The organism is Proteiniphilum acetatigenes DSM 18083, from assembly GCF_000380985.1.
In the GTDB taxonomy this organism is placed as follows: Bacteria; Bacteroidota; Bacteroidia; order Bacteroidales; family Dysgonomonadaceae; genus Proteiniphilum; species Proteiniphilum acetatigenes.
Genome location: NZ_KB905708.1, coordinates 18,610 through 35,966 on the forward strand (window position 1 = coordinate 18,610; position 17,357 = coordinate 35,966).

13 protein-coding genes are annotated in these 17,357 nt (G+C 42.0%); 8 read left to right on the plus strand and 5 right to left on the minus strand.

Annotation, left to right across the window (positions count from 1 at the left end; genetic code table 11):
* The first annotated feature begins 123 nt into the window (after positions 1-123).
* The 3 genes from F597_RS0117485 to F597_RS0117495 all read left to right on the plus strand — a co-directional run bounded on the left by F597_RS0117485 (position 124) and on the right by F597_RS0117495 (position 7,603).
* Positions 124-2,730 (plus strand): alpha-glucuronidase family glycosyl hydrolase, encoded by a 2,607-nt coding sequence (locus F597_RS0117485; RefSeq protein ID WP_019541049.1) that lies wholly within the window; start codon positions 124-126, stop codon positions 2,728-2,730.
* Positions 2,731-2,881: 151 nt separating this feature from the next.
* Positions 2,882-5,647: an alpha-glucuronidase family glycosyl hydrolase gene (locus F597_RS0117490; RefSeq protein ID WP_019541050.1), complete on the plus strand. Its 2,766-nt coding sequence runs from the start codon at positions 2,882-2,884 to the stop codon at positions 5,645-5,647.
* A 138-nt stretch (positions 5,648-5,785) separates the two neighbouring features.
* Positions 5,786-7,603, plus strand: a complete 1,818-nt coding sequence (locus F597_RS0117495; RefSeq protein ID WP_019541051.1) for an alpha-amylase family protein — start codon at positions 5,786-5,788, stop codon at positions 7,601-7,603.
* A 105-nt stretch (positions 7,604-7,708) separates the two neighbouring features.
* Here F597_RS0117495 and F597_RS0117500 read toward each other — a convergent pair whose 3' ends face one another.
* On the minus strand, positions 7,709-8,812 hold the full coding sequence (locus F597_RS0117500) for a glycosyltransferase family 4 protein (RefSeq protein WP_245542049.1): 1,104 nt from the start codon (positions 8,810-8,812) through the stop codon (positions 7,709-7,711).
* Complete coding sequence (locus tag F597_RS22925; RefSeq protein WP_245542051.1) at positions 8,700-9,152, minus strand: hypothetical protein; 453 nt, start codon at positions 9,150-9,152, stop codon at positions 8,700-8,702. The genes F597_RS0117500 and F597_RS22925 overlap by 113 nt, the downstream gene beginning before the upstream one ends.
* Positions 9,153-9,587: 435 nt before the next feature.
* Here F597_RS22925 and F597_RS0117510 point away from each other — a divergent pair, with 435 nt between their 5' ends.
* Positions 9,588-9,803: a hypothetical protein gene (locus tag F597_RS0117510; protein ID WP_019541054.1), complete on the plus strand. Its 216-nt coding sequence runs from the start codon at positions 9,588-9,590 to the stop codon at positions 9,801-9,803.
* Positions 9,804-9,867: 64 nt separating this feature from the next.
* Here F597_RS0117510 and F597_RS21160 read toward each other — a convergent pair whose 3' ends face one another.
* Together F597_RS21160 and F597_RS0117520 are read right to left on the minus strand one after the other, a co-directional pair.
* Positions 9,868-10,206 carry a DUF4907 domain-containing protein gene (locus F597_RS21160; RefSeq protein WP_157279225.1) on the minus strand — a complete coding sequence of 113 codons (339 nt, stop codon included), beginning with the start codon at positions 10,204-10,206 and terminating at the stop codon, positions 9,868-9,870.
* Entirely contained in the window at positions 10,199-11,224 is a 1,026-nt protein-coding gene (locus F597_RS0117520; RefSeq protein WP_019541056.1) for a Kelch repeat-containing protein, read from the minus strand. The genes F597_RS21160 and F597_RS0117520 overlap by 8 nt, the downstream gene beginning before the upstream one ends.
* Before the next feature lie 312 nt (positions 11,225-11,536).
* On the opposite strand from F597_RS0117520, the gene F597_RS0117530 reads away from it, so the two are divergent.
* The 4 genes from F597_RS0117530 (at position 11,537) to F597_RS21170 (ending at position 16,012) form a co-directional block, all read left to right on the plus strand.
* On the plus strand, positions 11,537-12,880 hold the full coding sequence (locus F597_RS0117530; RefSeq protein ID WP_019541058.1) for a DUF4270 family protein: 1,344 nt from the start codon (positions 11,537-11,539) through the stop codon (positions 12,878-12,880).
* The gene (gene bamG, locus F597_RS21810) at positions 12,867-14,090 is read left to right on the plus strand and encodes a BamG family beta-barrel-assembly machinery protein (RefSeq protein ID WP_019541059.1); all 1,224 of its coding nucleotides are present in this window, start codon (positions 12,867-12,869) and stop codon (positions 14,088-14,090) included. Before F597_RS0117530 ends, bamG begins: the two co-directional genes overlap by 14 nt.
* Positions 14,091-14,597: 507 nt before the next feature.
* The gene (locus tag F597_RS22480) at positions 14,598-15,230 is read left to right on the plus strand and encodes a sensor histidine kinase (RefSeq protein ID WP_157279227.1); all 633 of its coding nucleotides are present in this window, start codon (positions 14,598-14,600) and stop codon (positions 15,228-15,230) included.
* The gene (locus F597_RS21170; RefSeq protein ID WP_019541061.1) at positions 15,230-16,012 is read left to right on the plus strand and encodes a LytR/AlgR family response regulator transcription factor; all 783 of its coding nucleotides are present in this window, start codon (positions 15,230-15,232) and stop codon (positions 16,010-16,012) included. Before F597_RS22480 ends, F597_RS21170 begins: the two co-directional genes overlap by 1 nt.
* Before the next feature lie 58 nt (positions 16,013-16,070).
* Here F597_RS21170 and F597_RS0117550 read toward each other — a convergent pair whose 3' ends face one another.
* The gene (locus F597_RS0117550) at positions 16,071-17,324 is read right to left on the minus strand and encodes an MFS transporter (protein ID WP_019541062.1); all 1,254 of its coding nucleotides are present in this window, start codon (positions 17,322-17,324) and stop codon (positions 16,071-16,073) included.
* Between the last annotated feature and the right edge of the window lie 33 nt (positions 17,325-17,357).

The following is a 17,357-nucleotide window of genomic DNA, read 5'->3' on the forward strand; positions in this document are numbered from 1 at the left end:
CGGGTATAAAGGGAAGAACCTGTCATTGTAACAGGCGGGTTGTACCCTTTATGCTCAGGATAATCAAGGGTAAAGAACAAAGAAATATTCCATGCACCGACAAGAAAAGAATAAAATAATCACATGAGAAAGATCAATTATTTTTTATATCTGTTTATCTTGACTATATGCATCATTCCGGTAAAAGCTCAGATCATTTCGGGGAGCTCCGGTTCCGCAATCGAAGAATATGCCGTAAAAGAACTTCAACGGTATATGTATCAGTTATCCGGTAAATGGCTGGAGATCATTCCTGATTCGGTTCCCTATACTGATCCTGCGTTTATTGTCGGACGGACGGCAAGCAACAGGCTTATTGCAGAGTTGGAAGCCATGGGGATGATCGGATTGCCCGATACGCCGGCAGGAGAACAGGGATATATCCTCAAAACCATAGAAAGCAACGGGAAATCCTGCCTGGTCATCGCCGGACAAAGTGAAACCGGTGTTTTATACGGGGTTTACGGCTTATTGCAGGATCATTATCACGTCGGCTTTTATTTCAGCGGGGATGTTCTGCCCGATACAAAGCAGCCTTTTCGCTTGCCGGTAGTGGATGAACAAAAGAGTCCTTCGATGTATATCCGGGGATTCCTTCCCTGGACGAATTTCCCGCAGTCAGCCACTTCCTATTCCTGGAACGACTGGAAGTTTATCATTGACCAGACGGCCAAAATGAGGATGAACTTTATTCTTGTTCATAATTATAACGGAGAGCTGGGACATAATGAACCGTTTCACAACTTTGAGTACCGGGGATACTTATCACGGGTCTGGATGCCGACGGTCCGGACGGGCCATAAGTGGAGTTCGCCCGGATGGGATGTGAATGAGTACTTATTCGGGGCATCCGGTTTTTTTGACGATTATGATTTCGGCTCGGAATGTGCCCTGCATAATGAAAACCTGACAAATGAACAGGTTTTCAGGAAAGGCGTATCGCTTTTTCAAAAAGTCATTGCCTATGCGCATTCACGGGGAGTGAAGATAGGGCTGGGGTTGGATATCAACCTGATCATGCCCGATTACCAGACAGCCCCTGATGACCCGGAGGTGATCGCGGCCCGTGTCGACCAGATTGTCACGGATTACCCGGATCTCGATTACCTGTTTTGTTTTCAGTCGGAAAATGTGGGAAAGGATACCGTGTTTTTTAATACCTGGAAAAAGATCTTTGACGGGTTTTATGAGGGCGTAAAAAAGAGGAGTCCCCGAACCCGACTGGCTGTTTCAGGATGGGGTTTGAATCCTGTTTCGATTCGGTCTTTACCTGCCGATGTCATTTGCGCTCCCATTGCCCACTATTCTGCTGAATTCGAGAGCGGGGATATTTACGGTGAACGGGAATACTGGGGTTGCCCGTGGCTGGAACGGGATATCAAAAGCTCCCAATATTATTATCCGTATGGGATCCGTCTTTCAGGAACGATTGATAGCTACAGGAGAAGAGCGCCGAATATGAAGGGTTTCTTTGCCCTTACCTGGAGGCTGACCGATGCCATTGAACCCAAAATGAAATATATCAGCAAGGTACCCTGGGACGACGGGATTGTTTCTTCAGTACAGGTTTATCGTGAATATGCCGTTTTGAATTATGGCCCGGATGCGGCCAATGAGATCACGGCGATCATCAACGGGAACGAGCCTTTCGCGAGTGATTTTGGCGAATGTGAACCCACCAGACCATTTCTGCCCGACAGTACCGGAAAAACGGAACTGGCCAAAGCGGAGGAACAACTTGCAGTGATCGACCACCTGGTCAACAATGCAGCATCCCCCTCGGCACGTTTTCGCCTGTATCTCTTACGTTGCCGGATCGCCGCGGCAAGAGACCATATCCGACTGAACGAGAATTTCGAACACTATTCGCTGGAGGATCTGACGGCTACCATGCGGTCATGGACTGAGAATTTTATGCACCGGGTGGTCGATATATCCACGTTGGGAAATATCGTCAGCATACAAAACCGTTTTGTCAGGAATAATTACCTGCCCAAAGAAAAGGAACTCCGTAAACAGCAGTTGGTGACAGGTTCTTCCTGTGGGCAGGTGGTAGAATCCAATAATAGAACGCCACGGATCATAAGTATCTCGCCCCCGGTATCACATCCTGTAAGACAACCGCTTTCCATGAAGATCTCTTTGTTGGATGACAGCGACGACGAGGATATTTCAGCGGTTTTCTATTACCGCAAGCCGGGATCATCAGCATGGACGGAACTGCCAATGACCCGGAAAGTCAAAAGCACCTTTACAATTGATCTGCCGGGAGGATTGATCACCGGGGAGGGACTTGAATATTATTTTCAAGCCACGGACGGTGCAAACGTGTCCGTTTTCCCGGTAACCGCACCACAAGTCAACCTGAGTCTCGTCACGTATCGTACGCCCGGTACAGCCCCTTTGCCTCCCTCTGGTGTATCTGTCACTGCAAACCGTATTCAATGGGGTAGGAGTGGGGATGATGTATTCCAATACAGGATCTACCGCAGCACTTCCAAAGACTTTCAACCCGGACTGGACAACCTGGTCACCTATGTATCGAAAGAGACAAATTCGTATAAAGACAATCCGGAGGATTTCGACGGCAGAAAGATGTCGGGTAAGCGGTATTACAGGATCACGGCCGTTGATTTTCACGATCATGAAAGTCAACCGTCGGATATAATTACCATCGATTATTCAAACTAAGAAACTGTTTAAATTCTCCCGAAAGGAGTATAATAATCATTATCATGCAAGAGCATGATTAAAAGTGAGTTCCATTGAAAATAAATAATTTTAATCGTATAAAACAATGTCAATAAAAAATCTTCACCATCAAAAAGTTTTCACACCTATCATGAAAAGATATAAATCAGATTTTCTGCTCTTACTGTTAGTATGTATAATGTTTTCGGGATGCCAACCGGACAGCCCTTTTTCCCGGATCGTCTGTGCAGAACAGGATAATGCTCCTGTATCCTATGCCTGCACGGATCTTCAGCGCTATATCGGCCAGATAACCGGAAAAATTCCTGCCAGCGAATCCCTTTCAAAGTGGGAAAGATCGCATAAACCGGCCATCGTGATCATGGATAAGAAAACATTCAGCCAATATCTTTCACCGGAAGAACCGGTCGGTGAACTGGGAGAAGAGGGATTTGCCATCAAAAAGATCGTAAAGAACGGCAAAGAATCGATCTTATTATACGCCGAAACACCTCTGGGAAAGGTGAATGCCATCTATGGCCTTCTGAAGGAACTGGGCTGTGAGTTCAGGCTGGGAAGCGAATATGTGCCGTCCTCCCTTTCTGTCGGTTTGCCGGATAGTTTGATCATCAAAAAACCTGCATTCTCGACCCGGGGTGTTTTGCCATGGTATAATTTTTTCAACAGCCCGACAAGCTGGGATCCTGTCGACCACCGGGCGTTTATCGATCAACTGATCCGTAGCGGCGCCAACACCCTTACTTTCCATACGTACGATACCGAGCCTTTCGGAGGATACGAAGAGGAGGGTGTCATGAAACAGTCCGAGCCATTGAAAAATTCCAAAGAGGGCACCTGGGGGACTAATCCGATGAGTACCGGTGAATTTTTATATGGAACTGACGGATTATATGACACGGAATACTTCGGGGCAGCAAGTACAAACGCCGGTTTAAGCAGGGATGAACAGATAAAACGGGAAAAAGAGATCTTAAGGGATGCTTTCTATTATGCAAAATCACGGGGACTAAGGACTGCTTTCGGTTTTTCCGCTACCGGTGATCCCACCATCCGGGAAGACCGGAATCGTTTTATCAAACAGCTTAAAAACGTCGTGGAATTCTATGATTGCCTGGATTATGTTGTCCTGTGGCAGGAGGAGACGAAAGGGGCGCAGGGACATCCGTTACAATATGACACCCATATCCTCGCCCAGACAAGGGATCCGCAGAGTAAGATCGTTCAATACGGAAAATACCGCAGGGATGTGTTTAAGCGGATCGTCGACGAGGCGAACGGGGTCAATCCTTTTTTCAAGCGGGATGAAGAGGGTAAACTGTCGAGGGCTACCGAGGGTGCCCGTCTGGAGATGTATGGCAAACTGGGCCACCGGATCCTGTCGCGTTATGAGCAGGCTCCCAAATTAGTGATTTCGGGATGGGGCGGTGAGACATATCTGGTTTCGGCCGAGTATTATGACGGACTGGATAAACTGCTTCCCAAAGATGTCGTCTTTTCCTCGCTCGATCATATTGCTCCCCAGCCAAAGGTGGATGAAGCATATGCCATTCTCTCTCCCGACAGGCAAAGATGGCCTGTCCCCTGGTTGGAAAATGATGGCGACCAGTGGCATCCCCAACCTTATGTCCATCTTTATGAAAAGACAGCGGAGAACTTGCTCCAAAGTGGAGGCCAGGGTTTTCTTGCCATTCATTGGAGAACCCGGGAAGTGGAAATGAATTATGGTTATCTGGTCGATTTTGCCTGGGATACTACTCTGACAGCCCAAAAATATTTCCGGAAATTCGCGAAAAAATATGAGGATGCAGGTCTCTCCGGAGAGGTAGAGAGGATCATGACAGAACTGGATCAGATGGGATACAGATGGGTCGGAGGTCGCGGACAGAATGAATGTGCCCGCTTTACCTGGGGACCGGGAAATGAGGATAAGCGTATCAAATTACAGGAAATAAAACAGCGGCTCGATGACTTGTTACCGAAAGCAAAAGAGGGGAAAGAATATCTGGAGTGGACAAGCGACCGTATCCAATGGGTACTGGACTATCAAATGGCTGAGACCAGAGGAGCCCGGGCAAAGGAACTGTTTAATGAGGCAAAGTTGATAACCGGGGAACGTCGGCTCGACCTCGCCGCGCAAGCGGTGGAATTACTTTTCGGCGATGAACTGGCCAAAGCCATGCAAAGCTATTCCAAACGGATTACGACAAGAGGAGAATACGGTGTTTTGGCAACAATAAATACGAAGGCGGCAATAGATTGGGCCGGGATGCTGGATAAAGCACGGAAGATTACAGGTATAAGAGATAACGATCAACCAACGGATACCGGTTTTGCAGACAAGATTATTGTACCTCGTTTTTATGGATCTGTCAGCGAGGGGAAAGATTTCCGTATCGATGCGATTGTTTTAGGTGGAGGAGAGGCCATTTTACACTACAGGATACCGGGCAAAAAGAAATGGGAGTCGCAGATAATGGATACCGGAAACGGATGGTGCCGGTCGGCCACTATCCCTGTGGAAAAGATGAAGACGCCGGCACTGGAATACCGGATCGTAGTGGAGAAAGAAGATAGTATAAACATCATTTACGGTCCGAAGATGGTTTCTGTATTTAGCGATACCCCTCTGAAAGGTAAAATAGTTCCCAAAGAAACAATTTCAACCGGTATCCCAAATCAAATCCGGATTTCATCTGAAAAAGGGATGGATGTGTTGAAGTGGACCGATATGATACAGGCCGATTTCTATGAGGTGCTGATCAATGGTCAACACCTTATAGAAACTCCTGTTAACTTTTTCCCGGTGACAGAAAAACTCCGTAAAGGACAAAAGATTACCGTCAAGGCAGTAGACGGGATGGAAGTAGTCTCAGAGTTTAGTACATTCATCGAATAACCCCCGTCTTTTATAAAAGAATAAATACTAAAAAGTGAAATGGTAAGAAATAAAACCAGCACAAGAATTTTTTTGGTTAAATTATTTGATAATCAAAAAAATATTCACATCTTCAATGTCGATATATAAACTAATCGTATGAAACGGTACCTTTTTCTTATTTTTATCTGTGTAGCGACATCCATTACCGCCCAATCGTTTGAGATCCGGGGAGTTTTGCCGTGGCATAACTTTCTTTCGGGTCCCACCGCCTGGAACGAAGACGATTACCGGGAATACCTTGATGAGTGCCAAAAGAACGGGATCAACTTTATAGGATTCCATAACTATACCGGTGGCGGCGAACGCTATTTCAACTATGTGGAGCCCATGATAAAGATCCGGTATAAAAATGTGTTGCCCGACGCGCGCTTTGACGATGGCAGTACCGCCCGGTGGGGCTATTTGCCGATGAAAGTGAAGGACTTTGCTTTCGGAACAGACAGCCTCTTTGAACTGCCGGAAGGAGTGGAATACTTCGGGGCCGATTGTGCGGTATTGGCAAAAACCGGTGAGGAACGATATGAAAAGGCCCAGTCTTTGATGCAAAAAGTGCTGAAGATGGCCCATGAACGGGAAATGCAAATGGCCATGGGTTTTGAATTCGGAGTGGCGCCACCGGAATATGCTTCGGTCAGAACACGTGGTGATATGTATTGGATGGGCAATGGCAGCCTCGTTTATAACCCTTTTGATCCGGATGCTGTGGGGATTTTGTATGCGACGATAGATGATATCCTGGAGACATACAGGGGATTGGATTACGTCTGGTTATGGCTGAACGAACATTGCATGTTCGGGGTAGACCCGCAGGTGGCCTTAAAAAACAGACTCATGAATGAATTTTACAGGAAGAACGGAAAATATTATCAATCGTCAGACCAGGAGGACAGCTCAATCCCGTTCCTTGGCGTCTGGGCACAGGCTTATATCCAAAAAGCCTATGATTATATCAAAAAGAAAGCGCCCTCGACGAAAGTGATCATTGGAGGGTGGGGTGCCGAGTACCAGATGGGACTTCTTTTAAAAGGATTGGACCAGACGCTTCCTGAAGATATTATTTTTTCCATGCTCAACCCCGGCCAGGGAGCCAAGGCTCATCCCGATTACTTTAAAGAGATCGCTACCAACCGGAAGATATGGGCTATTCCCTGGTTAGAAGGCGACGCTTCGCTGTGGCACCTACAACCCAGGGTTGCCAACATGAAGGCACAGGTGAAAAAAGCGACCGAAGACGGCCTCCATGGTGTGGTCGCCATCCATTGGAGAACGGAAGAAATCAAACTGAATTTTGAGACATTCTCCCGTTTTGCCATACATCCTGCAGATAGCCGGAGTGTGGAAGATATCTACAGAGATTTTTGCTTGCGGGAGTACGGAATGTACGCCGCAGATCATCTGACTCCGTTACTGGTCTCGATGGACACCACAGGGATACTGAACGGGATTGCATCGGCCGTCTATTTTGCTTATACACCATCCTGGGGCAGGCTTAACCCGAAGCAATCCGAATTATGCAGGTCACTCATTCACGAGATCGGCAATTGCCTGTCAAACGAAAAAGATAGATATAAACAACTTAATCTGGATTGGCTGAGATCGGTTTATGAATTTACGTTGCTTCTGGATGATGTAAGCCGGAGCATTGAACCCGCATGGAAGTTAAGGGAATTGTATTTGACCGGTGAGGGAAAAGGTGAGGGAGACGGCGGTGGAGAAAAAGAAATCGCCAGACAGCAGGTCGACCAGGCACGGGAATCCCTGGCAAAGGCACCTGTCGAAGTGATGATCCGGACTTTTGCCTCACGGGTACGTTCCCGTGGCGAACTTGGTGGACTGGCTTCTATTAATCAGCGGGTCTGGGGAGAATACCTGCTCCTTCGGGATTTCTTAAATAATAATTATCCATTAAATTAGCTTATTCTAAATTAGAGTGCCTTAGAGATTCCTGATAAACTGCATCTATTCTAATTTTACATATACATTCACTGGAGAATTTCAAAACAACAGCAACGAATCCGATTAAATACATTCTCTTTTTTTTAGGCTTTCGGAATAATGAGCCAGATTCTCAATATCGTTGAAATATTCTTCCGCTAAATTCTCCCAATTAAGAGTCGATGTAAATTGTAGACCTTCGGATTGCATTTTCTTTCTCAGGGAATTATCATCCAGCAATTTTTTTATTTTTTCTATATAATCATCCGGCTCATCAGGTCTGCACAAAAAACCCGTTACCCCGTCGTCCACCAATGCCTGTGATCCTCCACCCCTGGCTATTACGGGCACACATCCGCTGGCCATTGCCTCGATCACCACATTTCCGTATGACTCGGATATGGAGGTAAATAAAAAAATATCGGAAGAGGCATAGACTTTGACCAGAGTTTCGTGTTCTAAAAAACCAAAGAAAAATGCATTCTTCATTCTTGTCCGGGCCTCGTTTCCGGCAATACCATCACCGGCAACCAGAAAATTGACTTTTAGCCCAAGTTCCTGAACCCTGTCGTAAACAGCAAACAGTGTCTCAAGATTTTTTTCCCAGACCAGCCTCGAAACGAACAGGATAGATGGATAATCGTTATTTGTCAATCTTTTTATAAAAGACCGGTCCCTTTTATCAGGCGAAAACAGAGAGGTATTAATCCCCCGTTGCCATAATTTAAAATTTCGTGGCGATACGCCATGCTCTTTCAATTCTTCGGCAATCTGAAGCGTAGGGACATAAGTCACGTCGCATTTGTTATAAAAATTACGGTAGGTTCTGGCAATTATTGCCTTGGTGAAATTAATAAGAAATGGCAGATTTTTCAGGTAATACTTTATATATGAAATAAAGTGTGTATGATATATGGATAATACGGGTATCCCGTGTTTTTTTGCATAATTAAGTGCAAAGAAGCCCAGCGACGAAGGGGTTGCAATATGAATGACATCTGGCTGAAACATGGATAAAGCGGTGACTAATTCGGCTTTACACAAGTGTGGAAGAGCTACTTTATAGGTGTGATTATTAGGAATGTTCATTGTCGGGATCTCCCGGATTGTATGTTTCATCTTGTTTTTTGAATACATTCCGCAAAAAAACAGATAATTGTATTGTGATTCGGGAATCCTGTCTATCAACTGGAACATGGTCTTGTTTGCTCCATCGAAATCCCGGATTAAAATATCCGAGAAAAATGCCACTTTTATTTTTTGCTTTTTCCCAATTACTCTCGGTTGACTTTTTTGAATTGACTTTAACAGCATGTTCTTTTTGTTTAAACACGGATTGGTTATTGAGCCAAACCGTATGACCGGTCAAATGGGTTGACCGGTCATAAATATCATTTGCGTTATGTAGCTCCGACAGTTTTACAACCATACAGATAGGGGTCTTTCCATATTTCCCCTCAAAAACCGGTGATGTAAAACCTGTATATCTTCCTGACCGACTAATTTGTCTTTCATCAATAATATTCAAAGCAATAAATGGATAGCCTAACCTGAATAGCTATAAACGCCCACCAGGCGCTCCTTTAACATTGCCAATACATTTTTATAACGGGTGCGGATCATAAAGAATATTGAAAAAGTAAACTTTGCGATCAGTCTCCATTTGCCTTAAAAGGGTAGCATCGGTGATCTTCATATATACATATTTTTGACAAATCTAAAGAAAAAGTGTTACGATTTAATCGCGATAATATTAAGTATTTGCTACAAAAAAGATCATGGAAAACAAATGATAATCCCGCGATAATAGATTCTATTTAAGGTGGTTAAATCTTAAAAAATCTTAATGCTTTTCAGGTAAAAAATAACCCGGATAATTCGATTATCTGTATAGAGAAATCACTATACTATTTTTTGTTTCAATTATCGATTATGTTTAATTTCAACAATAATAGAAAAGAGTATGTGCCGGATAGGGAAGGGCGAAAGAAGTAGAATTGCATGGTTTCTGTTTGTCCATGAATTGTTGAACCGTTTCGAATCGGGTAAAATATCGAAAAAGGAAAAGCAACCCGTATCGCTATGGGTTCCTCTACCTGAAGGGGATCTGACAACGAGCCGATACCAGCTCAACCCGAGAAAAACGCAAGATCGGGCATACTGGGCAATTTTTCCGTAATCCTGGTGATCATAATCGTAGCCGGCATGGGGATGTATGTGCTTTCGGAGTGCGTTGTAATTTTTCAATTATAATATATACTGATTTTCTCATTAAGTTCTTCCATCGTAATTGAAGGGTCTTCATTGTTTTTTATTTTTGATAAAACGAGTTCCCCGATTTCCTGCGCTGATTTTTCATCAGGGAAGGGTTGATTCCATTTGATGCATGGCATGTAGGGTTGTACTATGATCACTTTCTCTTTTTTGTTTATCTGATATCCCCAACCATTGCCTGATTTAAATGTCCTTACACTATACATATCCGCATTTTTATTTTCACCTGAAAGTGTGAATAAAAAATATATCAACAGGATAATGCTGATTACGAATAATAACATGAGGACTAAAATTCTTTTAGTCATATTCATTATACTCGTCCCTCGGTTTAAATTCCCACATATCATCAAAATAAAGATCGGTGGATGATGTAGAGCCTGTGCCGGTTAAAACAAACCCCCTGTTGTCAATCGAAAAACCAACAGCTCCGGTTCGCGCCGTTCCTTCAAAGGATGTTCTTTCCGTCCATCTGTCGGTAATCGGATTGTATTCCCAGGTATAGCTGTTAAGTCCGCCGGTCTCACCCGTGGCTAAATAGCCCAATCCGTTAATAACAAAAGAAACCGTATTCAGACGGGTAATGGTCGTATAATCGTCGTCAAAATCATCATCGGTCTTATCCCCTATCTGCGCTTTTTGTTCCCATGTCTGGGTATCGGGATCGAACATCCAGAAATCGGTAGGATAACCACTGCTATTCAAACCTCCGACAACATATGCTTTATTGTCTATAATGAAACTGGTGGCATTCGCGCGTTTTGACCCTTGAATACTTACCCCGGTTTCCCATGTATCGGTGGCGGGATCATATTTATAAAAATCCATATAATAATTGGTCCCCAAACCGGTACCTGCATAACCGGTTCCGTTCAGATAAAATGCGGTAACGCCATAACGGGCGCCACCGGGAAAATCGGCTTTTTGCGTCCATTGATTATTGTCCGGATCAAACTCCCAGAAATCGCCATAATTATTTGTCGCATCCGTTCCGGTTCCATAATAACCTTTGTCTTCAGAGGCGAAAGCAAACGCGGCATTTCTGGCCGTGCCCGGAAAATCGGCTTTTTGCGTCCAATAACCCTGATCAATATTATACTCCCAGATATCATTTAATCTTCGCTTCTTGGTGGTATAGCCTCCCACTACATATGCTTTTCTGCCTATTACAAAACTGGAAGCAAATGCCCGTATCGGCCCCCCGAAATCCGACCGTTTGATCCAGTTACCCACCAGGTCACTATCCTCATCAGAACAAGAGAGAAAACCGAAAAGACTGCATAAACCAAAAGAAAGGACGATTAATAATTTGAATCGATCATTCATAACAATATGGATTTTTTAATACGTTACTATTTTAATCAAGTACCTGCAAAAGTAAACAAGTCCTCTTTCCCGGAAAAAAAATATCGATGGATACCGTTTGAATTACGGTGAATAGCTAAAAATCACCGGTCAATGATTGCCTGGCGATTTTTCCTGACAAATTGCTATTTATGGAATATAATGAACAATTCAAAGATGTAATAATTCAGTTTGTCGATAATATTTTCCAATTGTATTTTCTTCATCTTTCTTTGTGGAGTCAATTAAAACATATTTATGAAATGAAGCCATACTCATATAAAAAACAATCATATGAAGTTTTTACCTTGTATTTTATTATGTGTCCTCTTTTTCGGATCATGTGTGAGTGATGATTTTTCTGTAGGAAATAATTTAGTTTCGGTAAAAGGAAGAAGTATGCTTATAGAAGACTGCACTGTGGCATTGGAAACTCATCTGGGTGATTCATCCGTCACAACAGGATTATCCAGGATCTTTGAAGGTAAATATACATCTGCTGACTTCGGGGTTATTACCGCCCATTCTTATTTCGACTTTAACCCGCCCAGCTACAGCAGCTCGGAATTTGGTTCCGATGCCACTGTCACGGTTCAATTTGATTCCATTTCACTGATCCTGAAATATGACGACTTTAGTTATGGGGATACAACCCGGATCCAGACATTGAACATATACAGGCTAAGACAAATTATTGAATTAGATGATAAAAGCCAATTATACACCACCTCATCTGTTCCTGCCGAAACAGAGCCGTGGGTAACCTGTCAATTCCACAGGCCGGAAGAACATTGGGAAAATGACAGTACTTTAGAAGTAAGGTTGCCCGATGAATTCGGATTAGCGTTGGTTGACCTGATGCATGCCCAATCTGATCTGCTGGATACGTATGCAAACTTCCGGATGTATTTCAAAGGGATCAAAATTTCTCCGGGAACCGACGATAATGCCGCCGTCAACAGTTTTGTGCTCGATGAAGAATATCCGGTCATCAGGCTTCATTATACGACAATAGGCGCGGTTACTACCGAAGAAAACAAGATAGATATGACCGTGAATACAAGTACTGCATTTTCCCAGATAGAGGCAGACAGAAACAACACCTTATTGCATTCGTTGGGCTATGACAACCCACTACCGTCTGCGGAGACGGATAATAAAGTCCATTTACAGGGATTAACGGGGTTATATACAAAAATGAGCTTTCCGGATCTGAATGAAATACTAAAACTGGGAGAGCAGGTCATTATTTCTTCAGCCATCCTCTATGTTTACCCCGTATCAGGAACATATAACGATTTTACTCCCCTGCCTGCCAATCTTTCATTGAATTATCTGAATGAAAACGGGAAGGCAATAGATATATATGTAGATCCGAGTACAGTAACGGTACAGTCCGGAACCCTGGTCGAGGATAAGATCTATGGCAGAAACACCTACTATGCCTTTGATGTGACAAGTTATCTGCAATATGAGTTAGGCTTGGTAGGAATGTATAAATCATCCTTACAATTATTTCTGGACGATACCGAGAAGAACAATACTTTAAAAAGCCTGGTATTGGGCGATTCATCCTTTTCGACTGAGGAAAACAGGGTTAAATTAATTATATACGTTATAGTTTATGATAATGATTGAAAAACGGTTTCTTCTGGCAATTCTATGTCCGATATGTTTTATTTTGAATATGCAGGGCCAGGCCACTCACTCTCCTTACTCTATGCTGGGGTTGGGTGAAATAGAAAATAAGGACTACGGAAGGACTGCCGGCATGTCTGATATTGGAATAGGAGTCAGAGAGTTTGATTATCTGAATGTGATCAATCCTGCGGGGATCAGCGGCCTGGATAGTTTAAAATTTATATTTGACATATCGGCAGCAGGAAAGTATTCCTTTTTTACAGAGAGGGGAAAAACAGATAATACCATCAACGGGAATCTGAAAAAAATATCCTTAGGGTTCAGGCTTATGCCCGGATGGGGAATCTCTTTAGGAACAAAGCCTTTCAGTGATACAGGTTATCGGATATATAGCGAGGAACCTATCGAGGGGTCGACTGATACTAAAGCCGTATATCTTGAGGGAAGCGGAGGATTATACGAATTATATCTGTCGAATGGGTTTAAAGTGACAGACCACTTTTCCGTAGGTATTAATACAAAATATATCAGTGGTACATTGAAACAAACAGAAAATCAATCAGAGTATCTTTTTGAAAAGGAGTCCCGGGTCTTCCAATTTTATAATACATTCGGGATGCAGTATCATAAACAGGGCCTGACATTGGGGGCGACCTATGGTTATAAACAAAATATAACGATGAATAACAAGACAAGCATATATGATAACGCATACAATCTGATTCAGGAACAAGATGACAGGTCCAGGGAACAATTTATTCCTGAAACTTTTGGAGTAGGATTCTCCCATGACAGTAAAAAAGTTATCTGGGGCATGGACTTCCGGTATCAAAAGTGGAAAGGAATTGAATCCGGCGTGAGTAGCGCCAAAATTGTTGATTCATACAGGATCAATACCGGAATAGGGTATACGCCGAATGGGAACAGATATTACAGGATCGGGAATCAGGGAATCAGGAATCGGGGACAAATACAAGTCGGAACATCTTTCTCTAAATCTTATATACAGTTAGGGGGTAGGGATGCTTATAACTATTCTGTTTCAGCAGGATACAGTTTTCCGGTCAGTTGGAACTTATTGAATATTACACTGGAATACGGCAATGCTTTATCGGCACCCTCGAATTATATAAAAGAATCTTATTTCATGCTGACATTCAATTGTTCCGTCATCGACCAATGGTTCAGGCTAAGAAAATTCGATTAGTATTATTTCGCTATAGTGTATTTGACTTTTAAACGGACTGTTGATATGTATAGGAAATTAATAAGAATATTATTGCACGTTCTTTTGTGGACGATTATTCTGGCTACAATAACTCTAATGTCCCTGCACCCGGACAATACATTTTCTTTGGCAAGAAACCTTCCGTTTATAATTACCTATTTGTCTTTGGTTTGCTTTTTTTACCTGAATGCCGATTATTTATTTGTTAAATTAATTCCCAATAAAAAATACTTGCTTTACATTCTTATTGTGGGAGTCATTCTTTTGTTGTACATCTATTTTCATCATTATATTTTTTCCCTGTTTTTTCAATTGGATTCTTTTCATGGGCACAATATTCCTCCAAAAGGTCCCCCTCCTTTAGAAGCACATCACTTTATGCCGGAAAGGAGAAGGATGATCCCTATCAGACGGATTATATTGCCTTTGACGCAGTTTCTCTTGTTTTGGGCACTTAGCCTATGCTACAGGCTCATATACGAATGGATGTCATTAAATAAAAAAAACAAAGAAATAGAGGCTGAAAAATCCATCATTGAACTTGCTTATCTGAAAGCCCAGATAAATCCTCATTTCATTCTCAATACACTCAATACAATCTATTCGTTCATTCTTAAAGGGAGTGAGAAAGCCTCTGACGCAATATTATTATATTCCCAGGTTATCCGTTATATTTTCGATAAAATAGAAACAAACTTTGTACCCTTACAGGAAGAGATTGATTATATAAATAATTATATCGACTTGCAGATTTTGAGATTTACGGATACTTTAAATATTGAATTTGAAATCAAAGGCAATGTTGGGAATCATAAGATTGCCCCTCTTACATTTATTTCTTTTATCGAAAATAGTTTTCAATATGGGATAAGTAATCATTATCCTTCCACCATATCCATTCATATTGAAGCATTGGATGACAGTATACACTTCACCACAAAAAACAGGAAATACAAAAAAAATGATTTTCAATATATAGGAAGGAATATTGGAATAAAAAACACAAAAAGAAAATTAAACCTCATCTATCCCGAAAAGCATAAACTGTCCATAAAAGAAACAAATGATTCTTTTTATCTCGATTTAATTATCTTTAATACGTCTTATAAACAGAAATAATGATGAGGAAAATAAATTGTGTTATCATCGATGATGAACCCCCGGCTTCTGATATTTTAAAATACTATATAGACAAGACTCCGAATTTTGAAGTAACAGAAATATATTATGATCCGATAAAAGCTTTGGAAGGATTAAGGGGTAAAAAAGTGGATGTGATTTTTTGTGATGTGGAAATGCCTGATATTAACGGGCTTCAGTTGCTTGAGTCCCTTTGTTTAGACCGGAATAAAAATACTCTGGTGGTTATAATCTCGGCTCATGCCAAATATGCGATTGATGGGTTTGACATCAATGCTATCGATTATTTACTAAAACCGGTATCTTTTGCCAGATTTCTAAAATCTACACAAAAAATACTGGACTACTTAAAGGATCAAAATTCGAAAGATATAGATACAGGCACTGAAGAACAGATGCCATTAACGGAATCGTCAAAAGATTATATCTTCATAAAATCGAAAGGTAAATTACTTAAAATAAACTATACTGAAATTCTTTACATTGAATCTATCGGTGATTATGTGAAAATTTACCTTGAAAACTCCAAATCTATTGTGATTATGGATAGCTTGAAGTACTTAGAAAAAACACTGCCTGACGACTTTTTTAAACGGATACATCGTTCCTATATAGTGGCCATATCACGAATAAGAGCCATAGAATATAAAAAAGTCATTATTGGAGAAAATTTATCGTTGCCCATAAGTAACTCATATTATAATGCCTTGTATGACAGTCTGGTGTCTAATCATATCGTGAGATCAATAAGTGAACGATAAAGGATATCAAAACTGCTGAATTTGCAATGTGAATTACGAAAATAAGATATCTCAGAATTTATATCTCTTTCTTTCTCCTGGTTTCAATATTTGGAAGAAAAGCCGTTATTATTCCGATTAAGGGTAAATAAGCACAAATATTGAACACAAATTCAATGCTTGTTTTATCTGCAAGCCAGCCAAAGAAAGCCGAGGCAATACCTGCTATGCCGAAGGCAAAGCCAAAAAACAGGCCGGCAATCATACCCACCTTTCCCGGAACAAGATCGGTCGCATATACCAGTATGGCAGAAAATGCAGAGGAAAGGATTAAGCCTACAAACACGGCCAGGACGACGGTAGCCCAAAGACCGACATGAGGCATAAAAAGGGCAAAGGGAGCGGCTCCGAGTATGGAAAACCAGATAATATATTTTCTGCCGAATCGGTCTCCTAAAGGTCCCCCCGCAATTGTTCCGGCAGCCACCGCAGCAAGGAAGGTAAATAAGTATAACTGCGAGTGCTGAACGGAAACATTAAATTTTTCAATCAGGAAAAATGTGAAATAACTCGTCATACTTGCCATATAAAAGTACTTGGAAAAAATGAGGAAAAGCAGTATGATTAATGAACCAATTACCTTCTTTCGCGGCAATGTATTGGCTTTTTCTGCCTGTATCCTGCCATGAGCTGTCAGTTTTATATGCAAGTGTGCCTGATACCATCTCCCAACCCTGAAGAGAATAAGGATAGCCAGTAGAGCCGCCAGGGTAAACCATATAATAGCAGGTTGTCCGAAAGGTATGACAATCAATGCCGCTAAAAGCGGCCCCATAGCACTTCCGAAATTTCCTCCTACCTGAAAAATTGATTGTGCAAGCCCTTTCCTTCCGCCTGACGCTAATTGTGCCACTTTCGAAGATTCCGGATGAAATACCGAAGAACCTATACCTACAAGAGTAACTGCCAGAAGAAAAGCGTAAAAATCCGAGGCGACCGACAAGACGATAAGTCCTGTCAATGTAAAACTCATTCCGATGGAAAGGGAGAATGGCTTTGGATGCTTGTCCGTATAAAAACCGATAAAGGGTTGTAATACTGAGGAAGCAAATTGAAATGTAAGGGTTATTATGCCTATCTGTGTGAATGAAAAATTAAATTTCTCTTTAATAATGGGATATACGGCAGGAATGACCGACTGCATCATATCATTGAGTAAGTGGGCAAAGCTGATCGTGAATAAGATTGTATAAATCGTTTTTTGATCGATCACTTTTGACTGTACTCTGTTTTTTTGCTGTGGTTCTTCTTCCGTTTTAGTTGATGGATCCATTGGACTATTTTGTTATTCTTTCAGTCGCATTCC

Coding starts and splice junctions, on each gene's coding strand:
- F597_RS0117485 (WP_019541049.1), top strand. CDS start 124: ATGAGAAAGATCAATTATTTTTTATATCTGTTTATCTTGACTATATGC.
- F597_RS22480 (WP_157279227.1), top strand. CDS start 14,598: ATGTCATTAAATAAAAAAAACAAAGAAATAGAGGCTGAAAAATCCATC.
- F597_RS21170 (WP_019541061.1), top strand. CDS start 15,230: ATGATGAGGAAAATAAATTGTGTTATCATCGATGATGAACCCCCGGCT.
- F597_RS0117520 (WP_019541056.1), bottom strand. CDS start 11,224: ATGAATGATCGATTCAAATTATTAATCGTCCTTTCTTTTGGTTTATGC.
- F597_RS0117550 (WP_019541062.1), bottom strand. CDS start 17,324: ATGGATCCATCAACTAAAACGGAAGAAGAACCACAGCAAAAAAACAGA.
- F597_RS0117530 (WP_019541058.1), top strand. CDS start 11,537: ATGAAGTTTTTACCTTGTATTTTATTATGTGTCCTCTTTTTCGGATCA.
- F597_RS0117490 (WP_019541050.1), top strand. CDS start 2,882: ATGAAAAGATATAAATCAGATTTTCTGCTCTTACTGTTAGTATGTATA.
- F597_RS0117495 (WP_019541051.1), top strand. CDS start 5,786: ATGAAACGGTACCTTTTTCTTATTTTTATCTGTGTAGCGACATCCATT.
- bamG (WP_019541059.1), top strand. CDS start 12,867: ATGATAATGATTGAAAAACGGTTTCTTCTGGCAATTCTATGTCCGATA.
- F597_RS0117510 (WP_019541054.1), top strand. CDS start 9,588: ATGTGCCGGATAGGGAAGGGCGAAAGAAGTAGAATTGCATGGTTTCTG.
- F597_RS21160 (WP_157279225.1), bottom strand. CDS start 10,206: ATGACTAAAAGAATTTTAGTCCTCATGTTATTATTCGTAATCAGCATT.